We start from the raw sequence: 15,814 nt of genomic DNA, 5'->3' as shown, positions 1-15,814 counted from the left end.
GTCGAGAGCGGACGCAGGCGTCTCGCTCGGCGGGCCAAGTATAATGAAGAAAAGGCTTTTCTTCGCCGTCGGCCCCCGCCGCAGCCCCGAATCCGCGTCGCGCCATGAGTACCGCCAGCACCATTACCCGACGATACGAACAACTTCCCGAAGACGATCCGCCGCTCTTGGAGTGGGATGACTGGCCGATCGTCCATGAGCCGTTTACGGTGGCGGTCTTCGTCTTGGCGTTGGCGGCGACCTCGCTGGGGGCGTGGATGGTGACCTCGCGGTTGCTGTGGACGTTCGTCGCCGATGCCTTGATCGTGCTTTCGTTCCTCCGCGCGTTGTTGCCCGCCACATATCGCATGGGTCCCCAGGGCGTGGAGCGGACGGTTTTTGGGCGACTGCACCGCATTCCCTGGCAAACGGTTCGGGCGGTCCGCGTCGGCGATCGAGGCGTCTTTCTGCTGGATACCAAGCGGTTCACTCCGGTGGACGCTCTGCGGGCGGTCTTCGTACCCTTCGGACCGTACCGGGAGGCCGTACTCGCCAGGCTGGATTACTACCTAGCCCGTCGCGGCGAATCGCAATGGTAGAGGGATTGCCGCGGCGAATCCCGAGCGAATCACAAGTCTTTGAGACGCGGGTCCAGCGCGTCGCGGAGGCCGTCGCCCAGAAAATTCAGGGCGTATAGGGTGGCGGCCAAGGCCAACCCCGGGAAAACCACCAACCACCAATAGATGCGAATGGGCGTAATCATCTGCAAGCCTTCGTTGGCGAGCAGGCCCCAAGAGACGTCCGGCGGTTCCACCCCCAAACCCAGGAACGACAGAAAGGCCTCGAAGAGCATCACGCGGGGAATCGTCAGCGTGAGATACACGATCACCACGCCGATCAGGTTGGGAATGATGTGGCGGAAGAGGATGCGAATCGGCCCCGCGCCCAAGGCTCGGGCGGCCTCGACGTACAACTCCTGACGTAAGGAAAGGACCTGTCCGCGCACGACTCGCGCCATCGTCAGCCAATAGATGGCGCCCACCACCAGAAAGAAGATCATGATCCGCGTAATGCCGAAACGATCCTCCAGGGTATTCTTGATCGATTCGGCGCTCAAAATGGTGATCAGGAAAATCACCACGAAGATGAACGGCACGGAATAGAGGACATCCACGAATCGCATCATCAAGTCGTCGATCCAACCGCCGACGAACCCGGCCACGGCGCCGTAGGTGACGCCGATGACAAGCGACACCAGCGTGGCGACGAGGCCCACAGCCAGCGAGATGCGGGAACCCCAGAAGATACGCGATAGCAAATCTCTGCCCAACCGATCGGTCCCGCAAAGCGGGGCGAGACACCACTCTCCAAAGACGGCGATCCTCGCCCTTAATAGAAGGCGACTGAACGGCCCCAATCGACCGAAGCCTTCTTGCAACTTGGCCTCGATCTCGTCGGCCGACAGCGAGCGAAGCCGCGCGTCCGCGGTCGGTGCGGCGTCGTAGCTCCCCAAAAGCAACCGCTCCATCACGGGCCGTGCCCGAGGCGGCAACAATTGCCGTTCCGTATCCACCAGCCGAGGCGGAGTCAGGGGAAAGAACGGCGTGAGAAAGGCCGCCACGGCCAAAAGCCCGAGGAAGACGAGGGAGCCGATCGCCGCGCGGTTCCGCCTTAGCCGCCGCCACGCCTCCGCGGTCGGAGATAACCCGCCCGTTTGGGATCGGTCGTCAACGGTCGCGATATCCGGGGAATCCGTTTCAGTCATGCTTCAACGACGTGCGGACGGCACCGGCGAGTCGAGTCGCGGCGTTGCGTTCCCACGCCCCTCACGGCGGTTGGTTGCCGAAGGATTCACGCTGCCGCCGTCCCCGCGAAGAATCTCGGCTCAGGTGGTGCGCGCAGCATAAGCCTCGGCGAACTCCACGATCCATCGGTCGATGGTCTCGCGGAAGGTTTCGATATCCACCTCGCCCAGCGGTTGGAAGAAATTGCGGTTGAACAATTCCCGATCGCGGACCGTGGCCTTGGCCGCCAAATCGAGCACGGCGTAAGGGCTGAGCGGGCGGATCAGCAACTCCAAACGACTGTACAGGTTGGTCGACGAGGAACCGGATCGCGAGCGAAAGTCTTCGCGACTGACGGCGGCGCCCCACCCACGATCCGAGAGAATGGTCTCGAATCGAAAACCGGGCAAATGGCCTTGCAGTTTCTTGAGGCACGATTCCAGATAATCGCACAGTTCCAGGCGATATTGGGTGTGCAGGGCACGGAGTTCGGCCTCGCTCAGGGCGGCGCGGGCCTCGGCTTCGGCACGCTGTCGGCCGATCCGCCTTCCGCGGTCGATCGCCTTTTGCAGTCGTTGCTCAAAGTCGTTCATGATGACCCAGAGAAATGCTCCGCGTTCCAAGTATCCAAGTATCGATGCGGCGGGAATTATGCGGAGGTATCCGGCTTGTCGGCGTCGGAGACCGTCGAGGCATCCTTCTCCGAGTCCCCCAAGGTAACGGTAGCGGACGCATCCTCGGCGGGCAAGGGCGGCGGCGTGGGCGCGTTTTCGTTGCCCGACGAGGTCGCCGTCACTTCCTCCGCAGGCCCTTGCGGACGTTCCTCGGCGCCGTCCGTCGCGGGCTGCTTCGGCGCATCTTGGGCGGTCGCTTTCGCAGTCGAATCCCCCGTGCTCTGTTTGCCGTCGCGCGAGCGATCCTTCCCGCGACTCTGGGGCTGACCGCCCCCTTTTTCGCCCGCGCTCGGTCGCGTCGCTCCCTTGACCGCGAAATACTGCATCAAATCCGAAAAACTCCGCATCGGCTGCTTGCCTTTCAGCACGTCCTCGCTGATGGGGGCGGGCGGCGCCTTGGAGGACGATAAACGCTGCGGCAGGCGGACGGGCCGAGAAATCTCCGCACCGTCGCTGCGTTCCGGTCGGCGATCCTCTCGTTCCGGTCGACTCTCTTGTCGCGAACCGGACTCGCGCGGGGGCCTGCGGGAGGGACGTTGCCCGTCGCGTTGATCCCCGGTGCGGTTCCCGGCGGACTCTCGCCCGACGCGGCGTTCGGCGGGCTTCTGTTCCGGTCGATCCCCCGTCCGTCCGCGCCGCGGCGCCGCTCGTTCCCGACCGGCGGGCGGAGCACCCTCCGAACGCGCGGCGCGACCTTCACCCCGCGGACGACCGCCGCCCCGAGTCGGGACCGGTGTGCCGGGCGGCACCATGCTCAACGATACGCGGCGGCGCGATTTGTCCACCTCCACCACCCACACGCGAACGATATCGCCCGGCGCCACCACCTCGTGGGGATCGGACACGAATCGGGCGGCCATCCGACTGAGATGCACCAGTCCCGGTTGCTTGACTCCGATGTCCACGAACGCCCCAAAGTCCACCACGTTCAGCACCATGCCGTTCAATTCCATGCCCGGTTCCAGGTCTTCCATCTTCAAAACGCCCTTTTTGAAGATGGGCGGCGGGAAGTCTTCGCGGGGGTCTCGGCCCGGTCGTTGCAATTGCTGCAAAATATCTCGCAGCAGCAACGGGCCGCAACCCAACTCTTGCGCGAGCGATTGCACGTCCAGCGACGCGATTTTCTCGTTCAGCGGTTGCAGCGCCTCGGGCTGAGTCAACTGCTCGGGCGAGATTCCCAGCTTTTCCATCACCCGCGTGGCCGGTTCGTAACTTTCGGGATGAATCCATGTGGCGTCCAGGGGATTGTCTCCGCCGGTAATCTTCAAGAATCCCGCCGCCTGGACGAACGTGGCCTCACCGATGCCGGGGACCTCCTTCAGTTGCTCGCGATTACGGAACGGCCCATGCTCCCGGCGATACTCGTAAATCCGCCGCGCGGTGAGTTGATTCAAGCCGGAGACGTAGGTAAGCAAGGCCGGACTGCCCGTGTTGACATCCACGCCCACGAAACTCACGCACGACTGCACGACCTGATCGAGCGACTGCTCCAGGTGCTTTTGTTTCAGATCGTGTTGGTACAGTCCCACACCCAAGGCGGACGGTTCGATCTTTACCAGTTCGCTGAGAGGATCGAGGAGTCGCCGCCCGATGCAAATCGCCCCGCGAATGGCGGCATCGAACTCGGGCAACTCTTCGCGGCCGATTTGGCTAACGGAATAGACGCTGGCGCCGGCCTCGTTCACGATCACATAGGCCGGCCCGCCGTCCTTCCAATCGTTCTGCATCAGCCGCGCCAAAAAGTCCTCCGTCTCCCGGCATCCCGTGCCGTTGCCCAACGCGATCAGCGTCACGCCGTGCTTTTGCACGATTTCGAGAACGCGCTGCTTGCCGCTTTCGATCCGCTCGCTCGACCCGATGATCGAGAACACACCGTGGTCCAGGACCTTGCCGTAGGGATCCAGCACGGCGAACTTGCACCCCTGACGCAACCCCGGATCGATCGCCAGTACCACATGATTGCGGACCGGCGGTTGAAGGAGCAGTCGCCGAAGGTTGCGGGCGAAGACTTGAACGGCGTGGGCCTCGGCCTTTTCGTTCAACTCGCGGCGAATCTCGCGTTCCAGGGCGGGCAAAACCAAGCGCGTCAGAGCCGCCCTCACGCAACCCCGGAGAAACTCCGCGTGGGGGTGTTCGGCGGGAACGCAGATTTCTTCCGCGGCCTTTTGCAGCGTCTCGAGGTCGGCCTCGATCTTGACTCGCAAAACCTTCTCCCGCTCGCCGCGATTGATGGCCAGAACTCGATGCGGCGGGATCGTCCGCACACTTTCGGAGTATCGGGCATAATCGGCGAATAGCCGGAGAAACCGTTCCCGCTTCTTGCGTCGCTCTTCTTCTTTGGCCGACACAGCCGGTTTGAGCGGCACCGTGCGCGGTCCGGCGGGGGCCGACGCCTGCGGGACTGCGCCGGTTTCGATCGGGGCGCTTTCCGCAGGAGTTGCTTCGCCGCTCACCGCCTGCTGCGTCGCGGACGTCTCGGCTTGGCCAGCTTCGGTAACCTGGTCGGATTCCGGGGCGGGGCCAACGTCCTCCGCAGGCGGCGTTGAATCCGTGCCGTGCTCACCGAGGGCCCGTTCTTCACCGTTCTCCGGCGTCACCGCTTTTTCGCCGCTATCGCCGCGAACGTCCGCGGAGACCGATTGCTCGGAAATGCCGGGCGCGGCGGCATCGGCAGGGCTTGGGGTCGCGGCAGTTTGCTCGGTCGGTTCCTTGGTCGAAGTCTCCGCCGCGGTCGGGCCCGTTTCCCGAGCGTCAGCCGATTCGATCGGCGAGGCGGGAGTCGCAGCGGACGGTGTCGCCGACAACGACTTCGCCGCATCTTCGGTCAGCGAAGTGCTGAGCTTGCCCGTCTGCATCAAAATGTCGCGAAGCCGCTGCCGCAGTTCGGCGTTTTCGCTGAACAGTTCGGCCAAGATGTGGCCCGCGCCCAATAAGGCGTCCGCTCCCGAGGTGACCTGCTTATCCGGGTTGACGTAGTCGGTCGCCCGTCGATCCAGGTCCGCCGCAATGGGGTCCTGATTCAGAATCTCTTCCGCCAGGTGATCGAGACCGCGTTCCCGGGCAGTGGTCGCCAACGTCTGCTTCTTCGGCTTGAAGGGCAGATAGAGGTCTTCCAGTCGCTTGAGCGTGCGAGCGCCCAGGATCTGCTTTGCCAAGGTAGGCGTCAGTTTATTCTGAGACTCGATCGAGCGAAGGATGGTCTGCTTGCGCTCGGCCAATTGGCGCTGCTTGAGCAACCGCTCGGCGATGGCTAAGACCTTCTCTTCGTCCAACCCGCCCGTTTGATCCTTGCGGTAGCGTGTGATGAAGGGAATCGTATTTCCCGCGTCGAGCAACTCCACGACCGCTTGCACTTGCTCGGCGGAGACTTTCAACCCCCAACTCAATTGCCGCAACGAAATGGTGACTTCCGTGGTAGCCATAGGAATTCGGCAAAGCCTCGAAATGGAACCGGACGCGTCGGATCGACCCAATAGGAAACGACGCAGCCACACCTTGGCCGGCAGGACGATCTTTCGGCAAAGACGTTGCGAACCGACGGCCCAACACGCACTCTACGAGAGTATAACCGAAACCGCCCGATTGTGGGTATCCGAGCGCAAAGCGGCGCTCGCGCCGATTGGTAAACAGCGGAAGATGCGCCGTTTCGGGACGATGCCGGCGATGCGCAGTGCGGCCGATCCCCATTCGTTCGATTCGAACGGTGAGAGCCCGGCGTCCGTCATGCGGTCGCGACGGTCCACGCCGTTGACGCGATCGAATGCGAGCAAGAGTCGGACCAATCCCGGCGGCGATTAGGTGTGGAATCGCAAGCTCCGACAGGCCGCCCCGGCGCCAACCGAGTGGTGATCGATCGAGTCGCCGGTGCTTCCGCGGCGTCAATCCGTCAGCTCGAAGGAGAATTCGGTCCGCGACTTGTCGACTTCGGCTGTCATCCCGGATGTTTCGGGGGCCGCATACTTGGCGGGCAACTCGTCACGGTATTGGACCGGGACGGGCGGGGCATCGGGATTGGCCTCGGCGGTGCCGCCGACCGGCACGGACTTGCGAATGGTGACGCGGTACGAACCCGGTACCACTCCGTCGCCTTGTTCGAACGTCATCATCCGCGCCACGCCCTGGGCGTCCGTGATCCCCGTTGCTGCCACTGCGGCGGATCCGTCGCCGCTATTGGGCAGGAACTGCACGTTCGCCTCGACCGCAGGTTGACCCTTGTAATGGACCACGACTTGGACGGGAATCGTGGCGGGGCGTCCCGCAACGGACCCCTTTCCGCCGCAACCGGTCCAGCACGTCACAAGTCCGACCAAACAGACCGCCGCTATCGCCTTGCTTTCAAAACCGCGAGAAATCGCTCTCATGAAACGTCTCTTCCTATCTGTGGATTCTGCTGCTGATATCGAACTTGGATGGAATCGAAAACTTCAGCCCTCGCGCCCGCGGGGGCTTCGCTGCTCACCGCACGGCGCGGGCCTTGTCCCTGCGTTACCGCGCGTGCCCAAAAAAATGCGAATTAGCGAAATACCCGGGAACGCCGCATTTGACTTAGCGGAGATCCCGGGTTTCGATTCTGTCAAAGGCTTCCCGTCGTCGGCGGGGCTGTTGCCGCTCTTGTGGGAAATGTCACGGCCCGGAGGATACTTCGCCGCCGCTCTTGGAACCCAAGGCTCCCCAAACGCCATAGGGGCTCATACCGCCGCCGTTGGCTCCCGGGAAGTTGAGTCCGAGGTCTCCGGTGTCCACCGTTTCGGAAACAAACCGGACGGAACCGTCGGCCAAGGCCACGTTGACGCCGCCCGGATGCCAACTGCTGGGGGTGTAGATTCCCAGTTCCCAGTGACTCGCGGCGTTCGCGCACGACGCCGAGTTCGGCGGGAGAATCGTCGTAAAACCGGCGAACCATGCGGCGCCGTCGGCCCAACGAAAACCGGGCGCGGTGTCGCCCGTAAAGCTGCCCGTCACGTAGCGTCTCTGCGAGGCGTCGTACGCCGCGCGGCAGGTCAAGGGGTTCGTCCCCAGGCTCAAGCCGACCACATTGCCGATCGCATTCTGAGAGCGCGGCTTGATGCGCTCCGAGACGATGGCCGTATTGCTGGTCCCGTCCGTGATTTCCGCCATATTGGTCCAGCGGAAGACGTGAAAGACCCCTCGGTTCATCGTGCTGGTAGGGGGCGCGTTGAAACTGTCGATCGGGGAGTCGCCGCCGTTCATGCAGTAGTTCACGGTACCGCGGGCGGTGCCCGAAGGCGGCGTGGTGTTCGTATCACTCGGGCAGTTGAGCGCGGGGAGACTGGTGTTGTACCAACTCGTGCCGTTCCAAGGCGCTTGCTGCGGCAGGGCGTAGATCTGATCGTACAGGGCCTTTTGTTCGTAATACGGCGTCAAGGCGGCCCAACCGCTCAACCGACCGCGATGCGTGTTGCCGCTGCTGCTGTTCGCGTCCCCGGAACCTGCCTGCCGGGCCGGAAACCCGTTATACACGTCATGATAGTTTTGCATCGCCAGGGCCAACTGCTTGAGATTGTTGGTGCACTGGCTTCGTCGGGCCGCTTCCCGCGCAGCTTGCACGGCAGGCAGCAACAGGGCGATCAAAATACCAATGATGGCGATGACGACAAGGAGTTCCACCAATGTGAACCCCGACCGAGCTACGCGTCGCCCGGAACGTGAAAACACCCAACGACTCATCAGAAACTCCTCCCAAGAAGCGGAACAACTACCGTTTTCCCGGCACGCACCGAGAAAAAATATTTAATTGCTTGCAGATCAATTGCATTCAACCGAGCAACGAGCTTTTTACTTCGCTCTAAGCGCAGTCTTTGCGTAAACTATTCAGTATAACATAGTCCGCTGCTTGCAACAACTAACGACGGCACGGTATTTTTCACGGATTTCGGTGGGCGGGAAGCAAGGTGGGTGTCGTTACTATGCGGAAAAGCACCGCCGTGGGAGCAAGGCTCGGCTCTTTTTTTAGACACGCTACCGAGTCATTGGCTCAATTTGCGGACCAGCGGATGATCTTGCGGGGCCTTCTTCCGCCCGTCCCAGAAGTGGAATATTGTCAGAATCGGATGGTACAACAACATCCAAGGTCCCGAGAATCGCATTACATCCCGGATTCTTTCTCGCATGACGGGCTTGTAGCAATGGACGGGGCACTGAGCGCAGGTCGGCTTTTCCTCGCCGAATACGCAGCGGTCCAATCGGCAAATGGAATAGTCCAAAAGAGCTTGACAATCCTCGCACAAAGGACCATCACTTGCGTGGTTTTTGCGGCAATAAATCCGGATCATCGCCGTGATGGTGGCTCTTTCGCGACGTATCCGACGCCCGTTGAGAGGGAGGGTAGCCATTGAACGGTAACAAATTATTGGCGCGAAAAGCCGATGGGCAATTCGCCGCCGGGATTCGCAATTGCTATGGAAAAAGCGATTGCCCGCGCATCTAGACGAAGCCTTCGCCCCGAAGCTTCGCCCGGCGCGTCGTGGCGCCGTCCGCCTACCATTCATGATGTGCCCGCCGAACGATCGCTGTCAAGCATCGAACCGCACCGGCGACCCGCGCAGAGCGTCTAGCGAGAGTCCCGCATCATCGGCGGCGGACCGTTTGGCCGGTCTCGCCGCAAGATCACTCGCTGCCAGGCGAACTTGGCCGACCTGGCGGCGCCCCGTGGGGGGTGACGAACCGAATGCTTGCAAACCGTTTCGATGCCAAGTATTTTTCAATAAGCTTCTCGCGGCGAGAGTCGCATTTGCCGCCGTCGGGTGCGGTTCGATCCATACATCGGGCGGGCATTTGTTACACGGATCCTTTTCTATTTTCATTGCTAACGGTTGCGCCATGAACTTCGGGCCTTTGGATTGGCTGCACCGCATAGCGCAAGGGTTGGGTTTGGGCGGACGAGCGCGCGGCCCCGGCGGGCGAGCCCTTCGCCCCGAAGAGGTCGTCGCCGAGCGGCATTTGACGGCGGCCATGGAACACCTGCAAGCGGGTCGCGTGGACGAGGCCTTGGACCAATGCCATGCAGCGGTTCGAGCGGCGCCGACCTATGCCCGCGCGTACTACGGTCGAGGATTGGCCTATTATGCTCGCGGCGACTACCAGTGGACGATCACCGACCAAACCCAAGCCCTGCGCCTGGATCCCTCGCTGGCCGACGCCTACTGCAATCGCGCCCAAGCCTGCGCCGCCAAGGGAAGCTACGATTGGGCCGTCTCCGATTTCACCGCCGCCCTGCAATTGAACCCGCAATTGGCCGAGGCCTACAACGGACGGGGATTCGCGCTGACCGCCCTCCGTCGCTTCAACGAGGCCTTGGCCGATTTCGATCGTGCCATCCAACTTCGCCCGGACTACGCCGACGCGTACTTCCATCGCGGCGTGGTACGGGGAATCCAAGGCGATAACGCCGGAGCGGTGGAGGACTACAGTCGAGCCATCGCACTGCGTCCCGACTTCGCTCAGGCCTACGTCAACCGCGGGAATACGTACTATTCGATGCGAGATTATCGTCGGGCGATCGCCGACTTCGACGAGGCCGTTCGGCTCAACCCCAATTTGGCCGAAGCCTACAACAATCGCGGTTTGGCGTACCGGGAACTGGGGGATAACACTCGGGCCGAGGCCGACTTCGCCCAAGCCGAACGCCTCGGCTTTCGATAGACCGCGAGGCGGTGCTCCCCAAACCCCCGGGATGTTGATGCGAGCGCCGCGACTCCGTCAGCCGCGCGGCGCGCCCTCGCTCGCTCAATCACCCGCCTCGGTTTGCACCGTAGCGGGCAACTCCAAAATCTTCCGGCGCAACTCGTCGATCAGTTCGGGATGGTCCTTGAGGAATTCCCGGGTCCGCTCGCGGCCTTGTCCCAACTGCAAATCCCCGTAACGGAACCAAGCCCCGCTGCGGACGACCAGTTTGCGATCCACGGCCAGGTCAAGGACGTCGCCTTCCAGGCTGATGCCCGAGTCGTGAAGCATGTCGAACTCCGCCACGCGGAACGGGGGCGCAACCTTGTTTTTCACCACCCGGGCTTTCACGCGCTGTCCGACCACGGCCTCGCCCTCGCGAATCTGGCCGACGCGGCGGACATCGATCCGGCACGAGGCGTAGAACTTCAGGGCGCGACCGCCGGGAGTGGTCTCCGGCGAACCGAACATGACCCCGATCTTTTCCCGAATCTGATTGATGAAAATCACCGCCGTCTTGGCCTTCGAAATGGCGCCGGTCAGTTTGCGGAGCGACTGGCTCATGAGCCGCGCTTGCAATCCCACGTGCGAATCGCCGATGTCGCCTTCCAATTCTTTTTGCGGCACCAGGGCGGCCACGGAGTCCACCACGATCACGTCCACCGCGTTGGAGCGGATCAGCATCTCAGTGATGTGCATGGCCTCTTCGCCGCTGGAGGGTTGACTGACCAGCAGAGTGTCCAAGTCCACTCCCAGCTTCTTGGCCCAGGACGGATCGAGGGCGTGTTCGGCGTCGATGAAGGCCGCGATGCCGTTTTGCTTTTGGGCCTGAGCTACCACGTGCAAGGCCAAGGTGGTCTTGCCGCTGGACTCCGGGCCGAAAATCTCAATGATCCGTCCGCGCGGAATGCCTTGGCCGCCCAACGCGATATCGAGCGACAGGCTGCCCGTGGATATGCCCTCGATGGCCTCGATCTTGCTCGCCCCGAGGGGCATGATGGCCCCCTCGCCGAACTGCTTTTCGATTTGTTGCAGGGTGGTTTTCAGCTCAGGACTGTTATCGAACACGGCGGAGACCCGAGAAGCGGCCGCCTCCGACTTGCCTTCCGTCTTACCGCCGGATTTCTTTGCCATGTGACACCTCCGCCAAGTTGTGGAAAAGTCCGTCCGGTTTGTCCGAGAAACGGCGTCGATGCGGATACGCCCGGTCGCTGCCTCCGCACGCCGTCGTTTCGGCCGGGAAACGAAATGGTTTTCTCGAGCGGAAATCCCATATCCGCCGCGACCTGGGGATGATTGTAGCGTGTTTCGTCGTTCGGAGGGCAGGGGTGCCCGCAACCACCCCGAAAGCCGCGCCCCGCGTCTCATCCCGAAAAAGCGGCACTTTGAGAAAACTCATCGACGAATAGCGGCGTAACGATATAATGGAAGTGACGTAAGGGCTAGGGCGCCCCCTGTGCGTCTCCCGCTGTCTGTTTCTTGGAAGGAGTGGACCTTGCTGACCGAACAACAGGTGGCTCGGAGTTGGAGTACGTTGTTCAAGGGTACGATTACGGAAAAGACGTTCGAGAAGGCGGAATCGTTGCTTCGATCTTTGCGTCCGGAAAGCCCGCTCCGCCATCGCTTGGCAAGCGAATTGGCGGAAATCCGTAAGCGTCACCTCCAAAAGTCGAACGCGTAGTCTCGACGGATCTTCACTTTTTCCACCGGCACGGATTGATGGTCGAGGGATTTGTTTTCTCTCGCCAACGTGCCACGCTATTTTGGCTGAAGTCTTCGCTGATTTCGCCGCAACGATCGGTCCACGCCGGGCGGTGTATTGTGTTTCTTGACGGCGGATCGTCTTTTCACAATCGGGCCGCTCATTTTGTTGAACGAGCACAGCTTTGCCCGGACGAGTCCGAATCGCCGTGACGGAGGCTGTGCCGCGCGCGTCGTTTTCGTCCTGCGTCAATTCCAAGTTTTGTACTGCGTGATTTCCCGCCCGCTCGATTCTCGATCGGAATGCACTACAATGGGGCGAGTCTGCGTTCGCGACCGCGGCATGCCTCCCGCAGTCGCGCGCTGCCCGTACTCGGGCGGCGTTCGCCGGTGTTTTGGCCGGCGAACGCTTGTCGGCCAAGCGATCGAGATGTTGAGACGGAGTGAGTCATGCCTCGTGCCCTTTTCGCAGTTGCGCTCACGTGTGCGGCGTTTTCCCTGTTGACGCCGAGGTTCGGCGATCGCTGGTCGGCCTCCGCCGGCCAGACCGAGTCCGGCGATATCGGCGAAAAAGATTCGCGTGTCTATGACGTGGTCATTTACGGCGGAACCAGCGCGGCGGTGACCGCCGCCGTGCAAACCGCCAAGATGGGCAAGTCGGTGGTGATCGTCAGTCCGGACAAGCACTTGGGCGGATTGTCCAGCGGCGGATTGGGATTCACGGACACCGGCAACAAGGCCGTGATCGGCGGTCTGAGTCGCGAGTTTTACCACCGCATTTGGCTACACTATCAACGGCCCGAAGCGTGGCGCTGGCAAACTCGAGAATCGTTCGGCAACCGCGGACAAGGTACTCCCGCCGTGGACGGCGAACTTCGCACCATGTGGGTATTCGAACCGCACGTGGCCGAAGCGGTGTTCGACGGATGGCTTGCCGAACTTGGGATTCGCGTTTGGCGCAACGCTTGGCTGGATCGCGAAAAAGGCGTGCAGAAGAGCGGTCGCCGAATCGAATCGATCACCACGTTGGACGGCACGACCTTTCGCGGGCGAGTCTTCATCGATGCCACGTACGAAGGCGATTTGATGGCGTCCGCCGGCGTCTCCTATGCAGTCGGGCGAGAGGGCCGAGACACCTACGGCGAAGAATGGGCGGGAGTTCAGACCGGCGTCTTCCATCACGGCCATTACTTCAAGAAGCCGGTCGATCCGTACGTCGTCCCCGGCGATCCCGGCAGCGGACTCTTGCCCCGCATCAGCCCCGATCCGCCCGGCGAAAAGGGCCAAGGGGATCATCGCGTGCAAGCGTATTGTTTTCGCATGTGTCTCACCAAACATCCCGAAAACCGCGTCCCATTCCCCAAGCCGGAAGGTTACGATCCCACGCAATACGAGTTGCTACTACGCGTTTTGGAGACGGGCTGGCGGGAATTGTTCGTCAAGTACGACCCCATTCCCAATGCCAAGACCGACACGAACAATCACGGGCCTTTCAGTACGGACAACATCGGCTACAACTACGACTATCCCGAGGCTTCTTATGAGCGTCGCCGGGAAATCGTCGCCGAACACGAGCGGTATCAAAAGGGATTGATGTACTTCATGGCCAACGATCCCCGCGTGCCCGAGGATGTCCGTAGCGCCGTGAGCGAGTGGGGCCTGGCAAAGGACGAGTTCGTGGACAACGGCAATTGGCCGCACCAGCTTTACATCCGCGAGGCGCGGCGGATGATCGGCCGATTCGTGATGACCGAACATGAACTGCTGCGCAGGCGCCCGACCCCGGAACCGGTGGGGATGGGGTCGTACACCATCGACTCGCACAACGTCCAGCGATACGTCACGCCCGAGGGATTCGTGCAGAATGAAGGCGACATCGGAGTGTCCCTCAAGCCGTACCAAATCGCCTACGGAGCACTCACGCCCAAACTCGACGAGTGCGAGAACCTGTTGGTGCCGGTTTGCGTCAGTTCATCGCACGTGGCCTACGGTTCCATTCGCATGGAACCGGTTTTCATGATACTCGGTCAATCGGCGGCGACTGCGGCGGTGATGGCCGTCGAGGGTGGCATTCCCGTGCAGGAGGTCGATTACGCTGCACTCCGCGAGCGACTCTTGAGCGACGGCCAGGTGTTGGAGTATCCGCCGAGCCAACCGGCGTCTTCAGCAACCGCTACTGATCGGTGAAGATGCGCGTGCTTTCCTCCTTGGTGACGGGAAGCTGCATATCATCGCTGAGCAATTGCACGCGAATGCGGTGATCGCCGGGCGCGGCGGCCTGGACGCGGAGGCGGTACGTCACCTCCGCCTTGGGCGCCAGACGCGGCAGTTTTTCGAACAGCACTTCCTCACCGGCCGCGCTGTGGGCGGTGGGGCCTTCCGCTGCGATCAACCGCATTCCTTCCGGTAAGACGACCGCCACTTGGATGTTCTCCGCGGTCTTGGTCCCCTGGTTCACGACGCGGATTTCGTAACCGGTTTCGCGTCCCAGTTCCACGGGATCGACCGTATCCGCCACTTGGAAGTGGATGGCGGCGATGCCCTCCACTTCGACGGGCAGGGCGTTCTCGGCGGCCAAACCGAGGTCCGCCCGGGCCGCCAAGGCCAGGTTTTGCGTCCCCACCGCGATCGGCACCACGGTCAACTCCACCGTGCCCTGCTGATTGGTGGGCAATTCCTCTAAGAGCCAATGCACGCTGTGAGTCGTGGAATCGTACGACCCGGCGTTGTTCGCGGAAACGAACTGCATTCCGCCCGGCAACGTGGCGGTCAGATGAACGTTGCGAGCGGGCGCGGTACCGGGATTGCGGATCGTAATGCGATAGGTCGTTTGCCGATCGAGGAATCGCCGCGTCGCCCCCTCCGCCAGCAACTCCAAACTCGGCGCCAGGACCTGCACGGCGGTGCGATCCTCCACGCGAAGATTGCCCTCCGCCCGCGCGACCAGCAAGTTGGCCGCCGCGCCGGGGCGGACCGCGCGGAGTTTCAATTGCAACTCGCGCGTCTCGCCGGGGCGAAGATCACCGATCCAGTTCTCCAGGTCCGTGCCTGCCGGATGTTGCAACTCGGTCGGAACATGCTCCTCCAACACGACGCCGGTCGCCGTGCCCGAACCGGGGTTCGAGATCGTAATCAGCATCGCCACTTCCTCGCCGATCATCACTTGTTGCGGCATCTGCGCGCGGAGCACCAGCTGCGGGCGCGTGGCCGACGTTCGAGCCGAGGCGGCGGTGATGACGGAAAGCGTGGCCACGCTGCCGATCTCCCCTTCCTGAAGCGGCATGACCTCCGTCTCCAGACTCAATTCATCGCCGGGAGCCAGCGGACCGAGCGACCAGAAAAGCTCACCTTGCGGTCCTCGGGCGGCTTGCGGCGTGGTCCGCATCACGCGAACGCCCCAGGGAATGGGATCGCGGACCTCCACCTTGGGAACGGTGGTGGCGCCGCTGTTGCGAACGATGATCTTGAAAACGGCGGGCTTGCCGACTTGAATTTCGCCGGGCAGCACCTTCTGCAAGGTTACTTGGGCGGTTTGAGGCCCCTCCAAGGACGTGTCGCCCGGCCGCGCGGTCCCTTCCGCCCCGGATGCCGCCGCGCCGCCGACTGCGGCGGGCCCGGACACCGTATCCGTGCCGGGACCCCAGTCCGCCGCGTTTCCCGCCACGCGATCCCGCGGCGGAATACGACCGACGTCAACGGGCGGATCCCCAAGGAGTTGCGGGGCCGGCAGGGTCGAAGGGGGCGCGTCGGTTCCCGGCATCGCCGAGTTCGTTGCGGCGGAATCACGCGAGGAGGAAGCCGGGGCGCCTTGGAAAAAATCCCCCGCGGTTCCGGACGCAGCGCCGCCGGGTGCCGCCAAAGGCTGCGACGCCGAATCGCTCAGCGGCGTTAGTCCCGGCGAACGTCCGCTCGCCGTCCCTTCGCCGATCCCGACCGGCGGCGAAAATGGCGGAACCCCGGTCGTTCCAACGTCCGGGATGGCGTCCTGGGCAG

The 15,814-nt window shown here is 62.5% G+C and carries 12 protein-coding genes; 4 read left to right on the top strand and 8 right to left on the bottom strand.

Annotation, left to right across the window (positions count from 1 at the left end; genetic code table 11):
• Window positions 1-104: 104 nt before the first annotated feature.
• Entirely contained in the window at window positions 105-578 is a 474-nt protein-coding gene (locus tag ACYQ6J_RS12855) for a hypothetical protein (RefSeq protein ID WP_460184582.1), read from the top strand.
• Window positions 579-607: 29 nt separating this feature from the next.
• Here the strand turns inward: ACYQ6J_RS12855 and ACYQ6J_RS12850 are convergent, their stop codons facing one another.
• From ACYQ6J_RS12850 to ACYQ6J_RS12825, 6 genes are all read right to left on the bottom strand, one after another.
• Window positions 608-1,744: an ABC transporter permease gene (locus ACYQ6J_RS12850; RefSeq protein ID WP_460184581.1), complete on the bottom strand. Its 1,137-nt coding sequence runs from the start codon at window positions 1,742-1,744 to the stop codon at window positions 608-610.
• A gap of 120 nt (window positions 1,745-1,864) precedes the next feature.
• Window positions 1,865-2,386, bottom strand: a complete 522-nt coding sequence (locus ACYQ6J_RS12845; RefSeq protein WP_460184580.1) for a hypothetical protein — start codon at window positions 2,384-2,386, stop codon at window positions 1,865-1,867.
• 26 nt (window positions 2,387-2,412) lie between these two features.
• On the bottom strand, window positions 2,413-5,859 hold the full coding sequence (locus ACYQ6J_RS12840) for a helix-hairpin-helix domain-containing protein (RefSeq protein ID WP_460184579.1): 3,447 nt from the start codon (window positions 5,857-5,859) through the stop codon (window positions 2,413-2,415).
• Window positions 5,860-6,315: 456 nt separating this feature from the next.
• Window positions 6,316-6,798, bottom strand: a complete 483-nt coding sequence (locus tag ACYQ6J_RS12835) for a hypothetical protein (protein WP_460184578.1) — start codon at window positions 6,796-6,798, stop codon at window positions 6,316-6,318.
• Window positions 6,799-7,060: 262 nt separating this feature from the next.
• Entirely contained in the window at window positions 7,061-8,125 is a 1,065-nt protein-coding gene (locus ACYQ6J_RS12830) for a DUF1559 domain-containing protein (RefSeq protein ID WP_460184577.1), read from the bottom strand.
• A 299-nt stretch (window positions 8,126-8,424) separates the two neighbouring features.
• Complete coding sequence (locus ACYQ6J_RS12825) at window positions 8,425-8,790, bottom strand: nitrous oxide-stimulated promoter family protein (RefSeq protein WP_460184576.1); 366 nt, start codon at window positions 8,788-8,790, stop codon at window positions 8,425-8,427.
• A 487-nt stretch (window positions 8,791-9,277) separates the two neighbouring features.
• Here ACYQ6J_RS12825 and ACYQ6J_RS12820 point away from each other — a divergent pair, with 487 nt between their 5' ends.
• Complete coding sequence (locus ACYQ6J_RS12820; RefSeq protein ID WP_460184575.1) at window positions 9,278-10,099, top strand: tetratricopeptide repeat protein; 822 nt, start codon at window positions 9,278-9,280, stop codon at window positions 10,097-10,099.
• 84 nt (window positions 10,100-10,183) lie between these two features.
• Here the strand turns inward: ACYQ6J_RS12820 and recA are convergent, their stop codons facing one another.
• Entirely contained in the window at window positions 10,184-11,254 is a 1,071-nt protein-coding gene (recA, locus tag ACYQ6J_RS12815; RefSeq protein WP_460184574.1) for a recombinase RecA, read from the bottom strand.
• A 361-nt stretch (window positions 11,255-11,615) separates the two neighbouring features.
• Here recA and ACYQ6J_RS12810 point away from each other — a divergent pair, with 361 nt between their 5' ends.
• Together ACYQ6J_RS12810 and ACYQ6J_RS12805 are read left to right on the top strand one after the other, a co-directional pair.
• Complete coding sequence (locus ACYQ6J_RS12810) at window positions 11,616-11,801, top strand: hypothetical protein (RefSeq protein ID WP_460184573.1); 186 nt, start codon at window positions 11,616-11,618, stop codon at window positions 11,799-11,801.
• Window positions 11,802-12,271: 470 nt separating this feature from the next.
• A complete protein-coding gene (locus tag ACYQ6J_RS12805) occupies window positions 12,272-14,008 on the top strand; it encodes an FAD-dependent oxidoreductase (protein WP_460184572.1) in 1,737 nt (578 codons plus the stop codon).
• On the opposite strand, the gene ACYQ6J_RS12800 is transcribed toward ACYQ6J_RS12805, so the two are convergent.
• Entirely contained in the window at window positions 13,995-15,581 is a 1,587-nt protein-coding gene (locus ACYQ6J_RS12800; RefSeq protein ID WP_460184571.1) for a hypothetical protein, read from the bottom strand. The genes ACYQ6J_RS12805 and ACYQ6J_RS12800 overlap by 14 nt on opposite strands.
• Window positions 15,582-15,814 lie beyond the last annotated feature (233 nt).

The sequence above is a fragment of the Thermopirellula anaerolimosa genome, from assembly GCF_054657335.1.
This window is presented reverse-complemented; position numbering and strand designations above follow the sequence as displayed.

Bases quoted from the DNA above. Each gene is read 5' to 3' on its own strand.
- ACYQ6J_RS12830 (WP_460184577.1), bottom strand. From the start codon at position 8,125: ATGAGTCGTTGGGTGTTTTCACGTTCCGGGCGACGCGTAGCTCGGTCG.
- ACYQ6J_RS12820 (WP_460184575.1), top strand. From the start codon at position 9,278: ATGAACTTCGGGCCTTTGGATTGGCTGCACCGCATAGCGCAAGGGTTG.
- ACYQ6J_RS12825 (WP_460184576.1), bottom strand. From the start codon at position 8,790: ATGGCTACCCTCCCTCTCAACGGGCGTCGGATACGTCGCGAAAGAGCC.
- recA (WP_460184574.1), bottom strand. From the start codon at position 11,254: ATGGCAAAGAAATCCGGCGGTAAGACGGAAGGCAAGTCGGAGGCGGCC.
- ACYQ6J_RS12850 (WP_460184581.1), bottom strand. From the start codon at position 1,744: ATGACTGAAACGGATTCCCCGGATATCGCGACCGTTGACGACCGATCC.
- ACYQ6J_RS12805 (WP_460184572.1), top strand. From the start codon at position 12,272: ATGCCTCGTGCCCTTTTCGCAGTTGCGCTCACGTGTGCGGCGTTTTCC.
- ACYQ6J_RS12800 (WP_460184571.1), bottom strand. From the start codon at position 15,581: ATGCCGGGAACCGACGCGCCCCCTTCGACCCTGCCGGCCCCGCAACTC.
- ACYQ6J_RS12855 (WP_460184582.1), top strand. From the start codon at position 105: ATGAGTACCGCCAGCACCATTACCCGACGATACGAACAACTTCCCGAA.
- ACYQ6J_RS12840 (WP_460184579.1), bottom strand. From the start codon at position 5,859: ATGGCTACCACGGAAGTCACCATTTCGTTGCGGCAATTGAGTTGGGGG.
- ACYQ6J_RS12835 (WP_460184578.1), bottom strand. From the start codon at position 6,798: ATGAGAGCGATTTCTCGCGGTTTTGAAAGCAAGGCGATAGCGGCGGTC.